General features: G+C 59.8%; 12 protein-coding genes. 1 reads left to right on the plus strand and 11 read right to left on the minus strand.

Annotation, left to right across the window (positions count from 1 at the left end):
* Positions 1-32 precede the first annotated feature (32 nt).
* Genes nadD through smc form a run of 7 tightly spaced genes read right to left on the minus strand, consistent with a single transcriptional unit; the run spans position 33 to position 7030 of the window.
* Complete coding sequence (gene nadD / locus T363_RS0100185) at positions 33-626, minus strand: nicotinate (nicotinamide) nucleotide adenylyltransferase (RefSeq protein ID WP_031472066.1); 594 nt, start codon at positions 624-626, stop codon at positions 33-35.
* Positions 623-922, minus strand: a complete 300-nt coding sequence (locus tag T363_RS0100190) for a YhbY family RNA-binding protein (RefSeq protein ID WP_031472068.1) — start codon at positions 920-922, stop codon at positions 623-625. The genes nadD and T363_RS0100190 overlap by 4 nt, the downstream gene beginning before the upstream one ends.
* A gap of 14 nt (positions 923-936) precedes the next feature.
* Positions 937-1533 (minus strand): RdgB/HAM1 family non-canonical purine NTP pyrophosphatase, encoded by a 597-nt coding sequence (gene rdgB, locus T363_RS0100195; protein ID WP_031472070.1) that lies wholly within the window; start codon positions 1531-1533, stop codon positions 937-939.
* Complete coding sequence (rph, locus tag T363_RS0100200; protein ID WP_031472072.1) at positions 1533-2258, minus strand: ribonuclease PH; 726 nt, start codon at positions 2256-2258, stop codon at positions 1533-1535. Before rph ends, rdgB begins: the two co-directional genes overlap by 1 nt.
* Entirely contained in the window at positions 2259-3185 is a 927-nt protein-coding gene (gene ftsY / locus T363_RS0100205; RefSeq protein ID WP_031472074.1) for a signal recognition particle-docking protein FtsY, read from the minus strand.
* 21 nt (positions 3186-3206) lie between these two features.
* The gene (locus tag T363_RS0100210; protein ID WP_031472076.1) at positions 3207-3428 is read right to left on the minus strand and encodes a hypothetical protein; all 222 of its coding nucleotides are present in this window, start codon (positions 3426-3428) and stop codon (positions 3207-3209) included.
* A 26-nt stretch (positions 3429-3454) separates the two neighbouring features.
* Entirely contained in the window at positions 3455-7030 is a 3576-nt protein-coding gene (smc, locus tag T363_RS0100215) for a chromosome segregation protein SMC (protein WP_031472077.1), read from the minus strand.
* Between the two features lie 154 nt (positions 7031-7184).
* Between smc and T363_RS0100220 the strand changes: the two genes are divergently transcribed.
* Positions 7185-7604: a nuclear transport factor 2 family protein gene (locus T363_RS0100220; protein WP_031472078.1), complete on the plus strand. Its 420-nt coding sequence runs from the start codon at positions 7185-7187 to the stop codon at positions 7602-7604.
* Between the two features lie 63 nt (positions 7605-7667).
* Here T363_RS0100220 and rnc read toward each other — a convergent pair whose 3' ends face one another.
* From rnc to topA, 4 genes are all read right to left on the minus strand, one after another.
* Positions 7668-8339: a ribonuclease III gene (rnc, locus tag T363_RS0100225; protein WP_031472079.1), complete on the minus strand. Its 672-nt coding sequence runs from the start codon at positions 8337-8339 to the stop codon at positions 7668-7670.
* Between the two features lie 71 nt (positions 8340-8410).
* On the minus strand, positions 8411-9436 hold the full coding sequence (gene plsX / locus T363_RS0100230) for a phosphate acyltransferase PlsX (RefSeq protein WP_031472080.1): 1026 nt from the start codon (positions 9434-9436) through the stop codon (positions 8411-8413).
* Between the two features lies 1 nt (position 9437).
* Positions 9438-10742, minus strand: a complete 1305-nt coding sequence (gene trmFO / locus T363_RS0100235) for a methylenetetrahydrofolate--tRNA-(uracil(54)-C(5))-methyltransferase (FADH(2)-oxidizing) TrmFO (RefSeq protein ID WP_031472081.1) — start codon at positions 10740-10742, stop codon at positions 9438-9440.
* A complete protein-coding gene (gene topA / locus T363_RS0100240) occupies positions 10735-13236 on the minus strand; it encodes a type I DNA topoisomerase (RefSeq protein WP_031472082.1) in 2502 nt (833 codons plus the stop codon). The genes trmFO and topA overlap by 8 nt, the downstream gene beginning before the upstream one ends.
* Positions 13237-13397: the final 161 nt, after the last annotated feature.

Consider the following 13397-nt stretch of genomic DNA (forward strand, 5'->3'; position numbering starts at 1 on the left):
CGCCTTTCTGTTTATATCGAAGTGTTGTATCGTCAATATCCGTACAAATGATGCTGCTCGATATAATCCGCGACCGCGGGCGCGGTATAACGGCGCAGTGCGCCGCCCTGCCGCAGCTCGGTCGATGAAATGGGCAGGCTACCGCCCCGCACCATTTCGATTTTGGCATGCAGCTCGCGCCGCAGGGTTTCCGCCTTGCGCGCCAGTGCCGGCCAGTCCTCCTCCTCCCGTGCACATACCGCCAGCGTGGACAGCCGTGCGATCTCCTCCGGCGCACGCCAGATACGGTCAAACGAAAGCAGCATATCCGTGCCGACGATCAGGTACAGATCCTCTTCCCCGCGCGCATGCAGCGCACGCAGCGTATCCACCGTGTAGCTTGCACCGCCGCGGTCGATCTCGATCGTATCCAGCCGCGCCCATGGCTGATCCGCAGTCATCCGGCGCACCATCTCACAGCGGTCCGCCGCGGTGGCGGTATCCTCCGGCAGCGCCTTGTGCGGCGGGATATTCGTCGGGATAAACAGCACACGATCCAGCCCCAGCGCCTGCTGTGCCAGACGCGCGGCGTGCAGGTGTCCCAAATGCGGCGGATTGAATGTGCCGCCCAGCAGTCCCGTCCTCATTTTACCAGCACGATCTTTCTTTTATCCTTCTCCCGCGCCTGACGGTACAGCACAAACTTGGAACCGATGCACTGCACCGGTTCTGCGCCGGTCGCTTCGCACAGCGCTTCAGAAACCGTGCGCGGCGTCAGCAGGGCACTTTCCAGCACCTTGCCCTTGACCAGCTCATGCGCCTCCAGAAGCTGATCAAGCTGACGCTCGACCGCATCGGTCACGCCCTCCTTGCCGATAATCAGTGTATCGGCCAGCGGGTTGGCCATCGCACGCAATTGCGCGCGCTGTTTGGTAGTCAGCATAGTTGTTTTTCTCCTTATCCGTTCTCAAATCCTGTATCCTGCATCCGCAGTTCCAGCGCCTCGCGCAGCTTGCGCAGCGCACGCCCACGGTGGGAAATTTCATTTTTCACTTCGCCCGGCAATTCACCGAACGTGCAGCCGTGGGACGGCACGTAAAACAGCGGATCATATCCGAAACCGCCCGCGCCGCGGCTTTCGCAGAGCAGCTCGCCTTCGCATTCACCGCGCACGGTAATGGTTTCCCCATCCGGCAGCACACATGCCGCCGCACAGACAAACCGGCACGTACGGTTTTCCTGCCCCTGCATGTTTTGCAGCAGAAAGGCATTGCGATCCTGATCGGTCCCTGCGCAGTAGCGCGCAGAATAAATTCCCGGTGCACCGTCCAGCGCGTCCACGCACAGGCCGGAATCATCCGCAATCGCCGGCAGTCCGGTAAAGTCTGCCGCACTTTTCGCCTTGATCCGGGCGTTTTCCTCAAATGTCGTGCCGTTTTCCTCCGGTTCCGGCGCCTGTTCCGGCAGCGGAAGGATCTCGATCCCCAAACCATTCAGAATCACGGACAGCTCCGCCAGCTTTTTCTGATTGTGGGAAGCCAGTACAAACTGCATCAAAGCGCCTCCCCCATGACCCGGCTCTGCGCCCGGCACAGCCGCGCGCAGCCGCGTTTGCCGAGGCCGAGCAGCCGTTTCAGCTCCGTTTCCGTAAACGGACGGCCTTCCCCGGTACCCTGCACCTCGATAAACTCGCCCTTGGAGGTCATCACCACATTGCAGTCCACGATTGCGCGGCTGTCCTCCGCGTAGTTCAGATCCAGCACCGCTTCCTCCTCAAAAATGCCGACCGATACCGCCGCAACCTGCGCCGTCAGCGGCATGGCTGCAATCACGCCCTCGTCGAGCAGCTTTTTGCACGCCAGCCACAGGGCAACAAACCCGCCCGTAATGGACGCACAGCGCGTGCCGCCGTCCGCCTGGATCACATCGCAGTCAATCGTGATCTGCCGCTCACCGAGCGCGGCACGGTCGACCACGGCGCGCAGGCTGCGGCCGATCAGCCGCTGGATCTCGCTCGAACGGCCATCCAGCTTGAGGCTCTTGATATCGCGCTTTTTGCGGGTATTGGTTGCACGGGGCAGCATAGCGTATTCCGCCGTGACCCAGCCCAGCCCCTTGCCCTCCAGAAAGGGCGGCACCTTTTCCTCCACCGAAGCGGTGCAGATGACCTTGGTATTGCCCATCTCCACCAGCACCGAGCCTTCGGCGTACATGGTATAATCCGTTGTGATTTTCACCGGGCGCATCGCGCCGGGTGTTCTTCCGTCCGGTCTCTGCATTTATCCTTCTCCTTCCTGCGCTTCGGGCAGCAGCGCTTCCAAAAAGGCCGCGCGGTCAAAATCGATCAGATCGTCGATCCCTTCGCCTACGCCGACCAGCTTGACCGGTACGCCCAGTCCTGCCGAAATGGCGATCACGATACCGCCCTTGGCGGTGCCGTCCAGCTTGGTCAGCACGATGCCGGTCAGTTGGGCGGCCTTATTGAACTCCTCCGCCTGATGCACGGCATTCTGCCCGGTGGTCGCGTCCAGCACCAGCAGCGTCTCGCGTGAGGCTTCGGGCAGCTCGCGCGTGATCACCCGGTCGATCTTAGCCAGCTCGTTCATCAGGTTGGCCTTGTTGTGCAAACGCCCCGCCGTATCCACAATGATGATATCGCTGCCGCGCGCCTTGGCTGCGGAGATCGAATCAAACACGACCGCCGCCGGATCCGCACCCTCGCCATGGCGCACAATGTCCGCCCCGGCGCGTTTCGCCCAGATCTCGAGCTGGTCGGCCGCCGCCGCGCGGAATGTATCTGCCGCAGACAGCATGACCTTTTTCCCCTCGCTGACATAGCGGGCGGCCAGCTTGCCGATCGATGTGGTCTTGCCTACGCCGTTGACGCCGATTACCAGAATGACCGCCGGCTTGCCCGATACGTCAAGCGGCTGGTTTTCCAGCATATGGTCAGTCAGCACCTCGCGCAGCAGATCACGCAGTTCAGGCGCGGTGGTAACTTTTTGCAGCTTAGCACGTTTTTCCACCTCCGCCACAATTTTCACTGAGGTTTCTGCGCCCACATCGGAAAGGATGAGCGCCTCCTCCAGCTCTTCAAGCAGATCCGCGTCGATCTTGACGAACGCCGCGAACACGTTGTCCAGCGAGCGGTTGACCGCATCACTGGTTTTCTGTAAGCCCTGTTTGATTTTATCAAAAAATCCCATCTATCAAAACTCCTTACGAATTTAACCGATCGCCGCGCAAAACAAAATGATCAGCGACGCCCCTGCGGCAAGCTCGCCCAGCAGCATCCGCTTCTCGCGCTTATCACGCGCTTCTTCGCTTTCCTCCGCCTGCGGATGCGTATAAAAAATCGCACTCGTCAGCCCGAACACAAAGGTCATCGGCCATAAAAACCACAAGTTTTTGCCTGCTGCGGCCAGCAGGGCAAAAATATCCCAATACATACGGTGTTCCCCCTTTGTTGTCGGAATTACCGGATCGCATTTCCGAGCTGTTTTTCCGCCTCCGCGAGATTGAGCATCAGCATCTTGGAGACACCCTGCTCCTGCATGGTCACACCGTACAGCATGTCGGCCTCTTCCATCGTGCCGCGGCGATGCGTGATGACGATGAACTGGGTCGCATCGGTCAGCCGACGGATGTACTGCGCAAACCGCGCCACATTCACGTCGTCCAGCGCGGCTTCGATCTCATCGAGCACGCAGAACGGTGTAGGCCGCAGCTTGAGGATCGCAAAATACAGTGCGATCGCCACGAACGCCTTTTCACCGCCGGAAAGCAGCGTCAGCGTTTTGACCGACTTACCCGGCGGGGAAACACGGATATCAATGCCGCAGTTCAAAATATCCGAGGTATCAGCCAGCGACAGCTCCGCATGTCCGCCGCCGAATATCTCGCGGAAGGTTTCCCCGAAATAGGCGTTCAGTTTGGCAAACTCAGAAGCAAAAATCTCCTTCATGTTCACCGTCAGTTGTTCTATGACCTTGTACAGTTCATGCTGTGCCTTCTCGAGATCAGCTTTCTGCTCTCCCATAAAGGTATAGCGCTCCATGGCCTGACGGTATTCCTCCACTGCGTCCAGATTGACGTTGCCGAGCGCCTTCATCTGTCCGCGCAGGCTGCGCGCCTGCTCCTTTGCCTCCGGAATATCATCCACAGGCCGGGCGGCCTCAGCCGCCGGTGTGGGGGTCAGCTCATAGCTTTCCCACATTTTATCCAAAATCTGCGTTTCTTCGTTTTTCAGCTGCCCGGCACGGTTCTCCAAACGTGCTGTCTCCCGCTCGAGATGCAGGATCTCCTCATTCCGGCTCTGCGCGTCACGATCGACCCGGGTGCGATCGCCCTCGATCCGTTCACGCAGGGTTAACTGCGCTTGGATCTGCCCGCTGATCTGCTCTGCCGCCGCACCGGACTGCACATGCAGCGCCTGCGTCTGCACCAGCTCTTCTTCCAGCCGTCGGATCTCCGCTTCATATTCCGCAGCGGCTTCATCCGCGCCGGTCACCCCTGCATCCAGCTCTTCCTTCAGCCGTTCCAGATCTGCCAACGCGCGCTGCTCGCTCGCCGCTTCCGAACGGTTTTCCGCCAATTCGGTCTGCAGGGCCGCCCGCTGCGCGGCACGTCCGGCCGCTTCTTCTTCCAGTGCATCAAGCGCTGCACGCGCCTGTGCCTGACGCTGTTCCGCCTGTCCGCAGGCCTCACGCGCCGCCGTTTCCCGCTCGCCGCAGCGGCGGATGGTCTGCTCATACTGTTCCCGGGCGGCGGACAGGTTTTCCCGTTCGAGCGCCAGCCCGTCATGCTGCTGCCGCACACTTTCCACCAGTGCTGCATGCTGCTGCACAGCGGCGCGCAGACCGGCTTCCTCCTGTGCGGCGCGGCTGCGTTCGGCTTCGATCGCCTTGAGATCATAATCCAGCGCAGCCAGTTCTTCTTTTGCCGTGCGCCAGCGTGCGTCCGTCTGCTCCGCCTGTGACTCCAACATACGCACCTGCTCCTGCGCGGCACGCAGCTTTGCCGCCCGCGCCAGTGCGCCCGTCCCGCGGGATGCCGAACCGCCCGTCATCGCGCCGCCGGCCTGTATGATCTGGCCGTCCAGTGTCACGATACGGAAGCGGTGTCCATACGCCTTGGCAAGCGCCAGTGCAGTATCCATATTCTCCGAAACGACCGTGCGTGCCAGCAGATTCTGCACGATTGCCGCATAGCGCTTGTCAAACCGCACCAGCCTGTCAGCCGTGCCAAAGCAGCCCGGCTGCTCCTCCAGCCCGGTTTCCCGCAGGGTATTCGGACGGATGGTATCGGCCGGCAAAAAGGTCGCGCGTCCGCCGTCCGTCCGCCGCAGGTATTCGATGCAGCGCTTACCGTCTGCTGCGGTATCCACCACAACAGAAGAAGCGGACGCACCCAGTGCAGTGTCGATCGCGGTCACAAAACGATCCTCAGTCGTCAGCAGAGAGGACACCGGCCCGTGCACCCCGTGCATCGCGCCCCGTTCCGCCTGCTGCATGACCGCCTTGACTGAACGGGAAAAGCCCTCATACTCCCGCTGCATATCGGACAGCATTTTTACCCTGCCCTGCGCGTTGGTCAGCGCAGCAGCGGTTTTCTGCTGCTCCTCCCGCAGGGCATCCACCTTGCGCCGGCGGCTCTCCGCCTTGAGCGCCACACCCTGCATTTTATTCTCCGCTCCCGCAAGGATGTCCAGACAGGCGTGCAGCTGCGTTTCCATCTGTTCCTGCGCCTGCTGCTCCGCTTCCAGCCGCCCGGCCGCGGCCTGTATATCCGCTGCGATCGTCGTGCGCCGGCTGTCCATCCCGGCCAGTCCGGTTTCTGCTGCGGTGCGGTCAAGCGCCAGCGTATGCAGCGTATTGCGGCAGGCCTCGTGTGCCTGCGCCGCCGCCTGCACCGCCTGCACCGCCTGCTGCTGCACCGATGCCTGCGATGCATCCGCCTGCTCCAACGCGGCCAAACGGTCGGTCAGCCCCTGCTGCGCTGCATCCAGCAGCCCGATCCGCGTGCGCCGCTCCGCAAGCTGTCCATCCAGATTGCGCACCTGTTCGGCTCGCTGGCTGCTTTCGCGCCGGGCACGGTCGATATTTTCCTGATAATTGTGAATGTTGGCTTTGAGCACCGCGGCACGGCCGGACTGATCCGCAGCGCGCTGTTCGGTCTCCCGCAGCTGCTGCCGCAGGCTGTCCGCCGCGCGGTCGATCGTCCGTATCTCACCGGCAAGCTGTTCGGAGCGGGCATACAGCCCCTCCTGTGCTTGTTTTGCCGCTGCAAGCTGTTCCGCACAGATGGCGCGGTCGCTTTCCAACTTTTCGGTATCCGCCTTAATACGCTCCAGCGACAGCAGCCAAAGTGATATCTCCAGTACGCGCAGCTCGTCGCGCAGCAGCAGGTACTGCCTTGCCTTTTCAGCCTGCTTGCTCAACGGATCGATCTGCCGCTCCAGCTCATCATACAGGTCGTGAATGCGGGTCAGATTATCCTCGGTAGCGGCAAGCTTGCGCTCTGCCTCCTCCTTGCGGTACCGGAACTTCGTAATACCGGCAGCTTCCTCAAAAATTTCCCGGCGATCTTCGCTTTTCAGGGAGAGGATCTCATCGATCCGCCCCTGCCCGATAATGGAATAGCCGTCGCGTCCCAAACCGGTATCCATAAACAGCTCGTGGATATCCCGCAGGCGACAGTGCTTTTTATTCAGGAAATACTCGCTCTCGCCCGAGCGGTAATAGCGGCGGGTCACCATAAGCTCGGTATATTCCGACCGGAACACGCCCGCTGCATTATCCAGAATCAGCGATACCTCCGCAAAGCCGACCGGGCCGCGCTTTGCTGTACCGCCGAAGATGACATCCTCCATCTTCGCACCGCGCAGCGAGCGCGAGGACTGCTCTCCCAGCACCCAGCGGATAGCATCCGATATATTGGATTTTCCCGATCCATTCGGCCCGACGATCGCGGTCATGCCGCCGAGAAATTTGATCTCTGTTCTGTCGGGAAAGGATTTGAAGCCTTGTAAGAGCAGGCTCTTGAGAACCATGTAACACCTCGTAAATATATATGGTATCATTCTACCACCGTACGGCCTGTTTTTCAATGCACAGCGGGATAATTTACAGCTTATCTACAAATCACCGCCCTTGTGTGCTATGCTAAAAGCAGCAATATCTTACAAGAGGAAGGACGTGCGCGCAATGAAGCACAGAGAACAGCTGATCCGGCACTGGTTTGCCATGTGGCTGACCGGCTCTTCGCATGGTATAGAAGACATCTTCGCCGAGGACTGCATCTATACGGAAAGCTGGGGGCCGGAATACCACGGTATCACTCAAATACAGCACTGGTTTACCGAATGGAATACGCGCGGATGCGTACTGCAGTGGGACATCCAGCGCTTTTTTCACAGCGATGAGCATACCATTGTGCAGTGGTATTTCAAAAACCAAATGCACAACGGCAACACCGAGGCCTTTGACGGTCTCTCCCTCATCCGTTGGACGGCGGACGACAAAATCGCCTCGCTCAAGGAATTCGGATGCAATACGAACACCTATGACCCCTACGCGGACGGTCCCACCCCCCGCTTCCGTCCGCAGGACCATCTCTGGTTTTGATCCTTACGCAAAAAGCGATCCCGGTGCCAAGGGCGGCTGCCCTGCACCGGGATCGCTTATCTGTCAGCCCTCGCCCATCAGCTCGAGCGCTTTTTTGGCCGCCATCTGTTCGGCTTCCTTTTTACTGCGCCCCGTGCCCAACGCGAACACATTGGAATTGAGCAGCAGCTCCATCGTAAACCGTTTATCGTGATCCGGTCCGGACTGCCCCGCCAAACGGTATTGCAGCGTTTCCTGCTTGTTCTTCTGCACGATTTCCTGCAGCATCGTCTTGTAATCCTTAAATGCGCCGCCGGCGATTGCAGCCTCCACCTTATACGGAATAAATCGCAGCACGAACGCACGCGCCGGCTCAATACCGCCATCCATAAAAATCGCGCCGAGCAGCGCCTCGGTCGCATCTGCCAGAATGGACGGACGCTCCCGTCCGCCGCCCAATTCCTCGCCGTGACCCAAACGGATCTCCTGCGGAATGCCGAGTTCCCTCGCGATCTCGCACAGCGCGCCCTCGCACACGACTGCCGCGCGCAGCTTGGTCAGCTCGCCCTCCGGCAGATCGGGATAGTGCGTGAACAGATAATCCGCTGTGACAAAGCCGAGCACGGAATCGCCAAGGAACTCCAGCCGTTCGTTGTGGTGCAGATGATTGCCGCGATGTTCGTTGGCGTAGGACGAATGGGTCATCGCCGTTTGATACAGCGTTTTGTTTTGAAATTGATAATCGATATGCAGCATATATACCTTCACCTCCCGCTGTTTGGAACTGCGGCCGCAGCGCTGCTGTGACCGCAGTTGTTTTCATCCGGTTATCCTTCGGATTCGGATACCGTCATGTACGCTATGTTTTCCCGCACCGCATCGATCATACCCGACTTGGTATAGGCGATCGCCTGCCGCACCGCGTTCATCACAGCGATCTCGCCGGAGGAGCCATGCGCCTTGATGACCGGCTTGGCGATCCCAAGGAAGGGCGCACCGCCCACCCGGTCCTGATCGAACAGGCCGCGGAATTCATCCATGCCCTTTTTGCAGGCCAGATATCCCATCTTGGTAGCTAAATTGCGCGTAAATACGCCCTTGATCTGCCCGGCCATGAATTTGGCGACCCCTTCAATGGTTTTCAGCATCACATTGCCCGAATATCCGTCGCACACGGCAATATCACATGCGCCGAGCGGCACCATGCTGCCTTCCACATTGCCGACAAAGTTGAGGCGGCCTGCATCACCCGCTTTCTTGAGCAGGGCATAGGCCTCCCGGCGCAGCGGATCACCCTTGGTATCCTCCGTGCCGTTGTTGACCAGACCAACACGCGGATTATGCACCCCGCTGATCTTTTCCGCATACAGCGAACCCAAAAACGCAAATTGCAGCAGCATCTCCGCCGTGCACTCGGTGTTCGCACCCGCGTCGCACAGCATGACCTGACCGCCGGCACAGGGCATCACCGGGGCGAGCGCACCGCGGCGGATGCCCTTGATGCGCCCGCCGAACAGGGTCGCGCCGGTAAGCAGCGCCCCTGTGTTGCCCGCAGAAACCAACGCATCCCCCTCGCCGCTTTTCAGCAGCTTGAACGCCACCGCCATGGAAGAATCCGGTTTGCGGCGCAGCACGGTTGCCGGATCATCATGCATATCCACCAGATCGGACGCCGGCACGATATGCAGGCCGGGCTGTTCCGCCATCCCCTTGGCCTTGAGGATCTCCGCAATCGGCTCCGGACGGCCAACCAGCACAACCTCCTCGCCGAACTCCTTTGCCGCCAGCGCACCGCCCCAAACGGCGGACTCTGGCGCATGATCGCCGCCCATGGCGTCCACAATGATCCTCATGTCAAAGCTCCCCTTTCAAACTGCCGATCGCTTCAAGCGCCCGCTCGGAAATTTTTGTATTCTTCTCCCGCTTTCCCTTAATTTTATACCCAAGCGGATCGAGAATGCCGAAATTGATGTTCATCGGCTGAAATTTAACAACGGTATGGTCAGAAATATAACAGGCCAGCGCACCCGTCGCCGTCCGGCGGTCGAGTGCGGGGAAGGAGCGTCCCAAAACCTCCAGCGCGGTCGCCGCACCTGCAACCCAGCCCGATGCGGTGGATTCCACATACCCTTCCACACCGGTCATCTGCCCGGCAAATCGGATACGCGGATCGGCCTTCAAGGCATAGGTTGCATCCAGCAGGCGCGGGGCATCCAAAAATGTATTGCGGTGCATCACACCGTAGCGTACAAACTCGGCATGGCGCAGCGCCGGGATCATGGAAAACACCCGCTTCTGCTCCCCCCATTTCAGGTGGGTCTGGCAGCCGACCAGATTATACAGCGTGCCCTGCGCATTGTCCCGCCGCAGCTGGAGCACCGCATACGGATCCTTCCCTGTTTTTGGGTCGGGCAGGCCGACCGGCTTCAAAATGCCGTAGCGCATGGTATCATACCCCCGCCGGGCGTTGACCTCGATCGGCATGCAGCCCTCAAACACCTTGGAATCCTCAAACCCATGCACCGGCGCTTCCTCCGCCGTGGTCAGTGCGTTCCAGAAAGCGTCATACTCCTCCCGGGTGAACGGGCAGTTGATATAATCTGCCGTTCCCTTGCCGTAGCGGGAGGCGATATAAGCGGAATCCATATCAATGCTTTCCGCCGCAACGATCGGCGCAGCCGCATCATAAAAATGCAGGAAATCCCCGCCCACCTTACGGTGGATCGCCTCAAACAGCGCGTCCGAGGTCAGCGGCCCGGACGCGACCACAACCCGCCCCGCCGGGATCTCGGTCACCTCGCCGTACACGATCTCGATCAGCGGATGCGCTTTGATTTTCTCCGTTACCGCACGGGCAAATGCTTCCCGATCGACCGCCAGCGCGCCGCCGGCCTCCACGCGGTTGGCATCCGCGCAGGCAATGATCAGGCTGTCCAGACGGCGCAGCTCTTCCTTGAGCAGTCCCGCTGCATTGGACAGTTCATCCGAACGCAGGGAGTTGGAACACACCAGCTCGGCAAAATCATCCGAATGATGCGCCGGGCTGTGCTGCGCGGGCTTCATCTCATGCAGCCGCACGGGCACGCCGCGCTGTGCCAGCTGCCACGCAGCCTCACAGCCGGCCAGCCCCGCGCCGACCACGGTTACTGTATCAAGCATCTGCATCCTCCCTGCTTGTTTTCTTCCGGGCGGACGTCTTACCCGCCGCAGGCTTTTTCGCCGCCTTTTTCTTTTCCGCGGCTTTCTTTTCCTTTTCCGCAGCCTTTTCCTGCTCCGCCTTGGCCAGTGCCTTGGCATACTGCTCCTGCTGCTTGGGGGTAAGCGCCTGCACATCTTCCTCCTTCAGCTTTTTGAAGCGGTTCGTGGTTTTGGTCATCCACGGCACCTGCTTTTTTGCTGTTGTTTTCTTAGCCGCAGGCTTTTTCGCCGCCTTCTTCGGGGCTTCCTCCCCTTCGCCGGCTGCTGCGGCGGCTTCCTTGGCCGCTGCCCGCTCGGCAGCCTTTGCCGCACGCGCTTCCCGGCGCTGGCGGTTCTTTTCCGCCTCCTCTGGCGGCAGGCCTTCCTTGACCAGATCGGTGTAGCCGCAGCCCTCGCGCAGACATACATCGGTGACCTCCTTGGAGTCCCGGTCGGTATGGCGGAACAGCGAGGAATCACAGTTCGGGCACTTGGTTTTCAGCGGCTTGTCCCACGTCATAAACTGACAGGTGGGATAGGTATCGCAGCTGTAATATACATAGCCGCGCGCCGATTTTTTCTTAACGACCTTAGCGCCGCACACCGGACAGGCCGCGCCGGTGTCCTCTGTGATCGGCTTGGTGTTGGTGCACTCAGGGAAGCCCGGGCAGGCCAAAAACTTGCCGAACCGCCCGGATTTGATTACCATATTGCGGCCGCACTTATCACAGATAACGTCCGTGACCTCATCCTTGATTTTGATGCGCTTGCCCTCCAGATCGATCTCCGCCTGACCGAGCGCTTTTTCAAATCCATCATAAAACTGGTGCAGCAGCGTGATATAATCCAGCTTTCCGGCTTCGACCTCATCGAGCTGCTCTTCCATATTGGCGGTAAACTCATAATCTGCCACCGACTTGAACTCATCCACCAGCAGACCGGTCACGCCCTCGCCCAGCGGCGTGGGACGCAGCGCCTTATTTTCCTTCGTCACATAGTCGCGGTCGATGATCGTCGAAATCGTCGGCGCATAGGTGGACGGGCGGCCAATGCCGCGCTCCTCCATCGCGCGGATGAGCGACGCCTCGGTATACCGCGCGGGCGGCTGGGTGAAATGCTGCGCCGGTTCGAGCTTTTCTGCCGTAACCATATCGCCCTTGTCAAAGCGCGGCAGCGGCTTGCCTGCATCACCGCTCTTCTTTTCCTCATCCGTGCCTTCTTCATAAACGGCGGTAAAGCCGGGGAAGGCAACTGTATGACCGGACGCGCGGAACACCTGTCCCTCGCACACAATATCAGCCGACACCGTATCAAGGATCGCATCCACCATCTGACAGGCCACAAAACGCGACCAGATCAACCGGTACAGCTTAAACTGGTCGGGCGTGAGATAGCGCCGGATCTCCTCCGGCAGCAGCTTAACATCGGACGGGCGGATCGCTTCGTGCGCATCCTGCGCATTGCCCTTGGTTTTGAACACACGCGGCTTGCCGGGATAGTACTGCTCGCCATACCGTCCGCGGATAAAGCCCGCCGCCGCGGCCGTCGCCTCATCGGCCAGACGCAGCGAATCGGTACGCATATAGGTGATCAAACCGGTCAGGCCGTATTCGCCCAGCTCAATGCCTTCATACAGCTCCTGCGCAATGCTCATGGTGCGGCGCGGCGTCATATTGAGCTTGCGGGAAGCCTCCTGCTGCAATGTTGAAGTGATGAACGGCGGCGCGGGACTGCGTTTTTTCTTGCCGCGCTTGATCTCGCCCACGGTAAGCGGCCGACCCTGCACCGCATCGAGCACGGCCTGCGCCTGTGCCTCGCTCTTCAGCTCGGCTTTGCCGTTTGCATCGCCGTAATAACGCGCGGGAAATCGTCCGCCGTCTGCTGTTTGCAGCAGCGCTTCGATCGTCCAGTATTCCTCCGGCACAAACGCGCGGATCTCATTTTCACGATCCACCACCAGCCGGGTCGCCACGCTCTGCACGCGGCCGGCGGACAGACCGCGCTTAACCTTGCGCCACAGAAACGGCGACAGCTCATAACCAACGATGCGGTCGAGGATCCGGCGGGCCTGCTGCGCGTTGACCAGATCGATATCGATATCCCGCGGGTTCTCGATGCCGTAGCGCACCGCCTGCCGCGTGATCTCGTTAAAGGTGACGCGCTTGGAATCCTTATCCTTCAGCTTGTATAATTCCTTGATGTGCCACGAAATGGCTTCTCCCTCGCGGTCCGGGTCAGTTGCGAGATAGACGAAGTCCGCCTTGCGGATCTCGCTGCGGATCTCCTTGATGATTTTATCTTTCCCTTCGATCGGCACGTATTCCGGCTTGAAATCATGCTCGATATCGACGCTCATTTTCTTTTTCGGCAAATCGCGCAGGTGCCCCATTGATGCCTTGACCACATACTCCGACCCCAGATATTTCCCGATGGTCTTGGCCTTGGCAGGCGACTCCACGATGACTAATTTCGACATATAAACCTCCAAAGCTTCGATTGCAAACGATGTTTGCAATCGAGTTCTGATTCTCTGGCAGCGAAACTGCCCGAGAATGCCGGCCGGAGCCCGCGCCGCAGGCGCGGCTTCCCTGCCGGATGGTTTTGCAAAACCGGGCAAAGCTCGATTTTGCAAGGCCG

This window comes from Agathobaculum desmolans ATCC 43058, assembly GCF_000701665.1.
In the GTDB taxonomy this organism is placed as follows: domain Bacteria; phylum Bacillota; class Clostridia; order Oscillospirales; family Butyricicoccaceae; genus Agathobaculum; species Agathobaculum desmolans.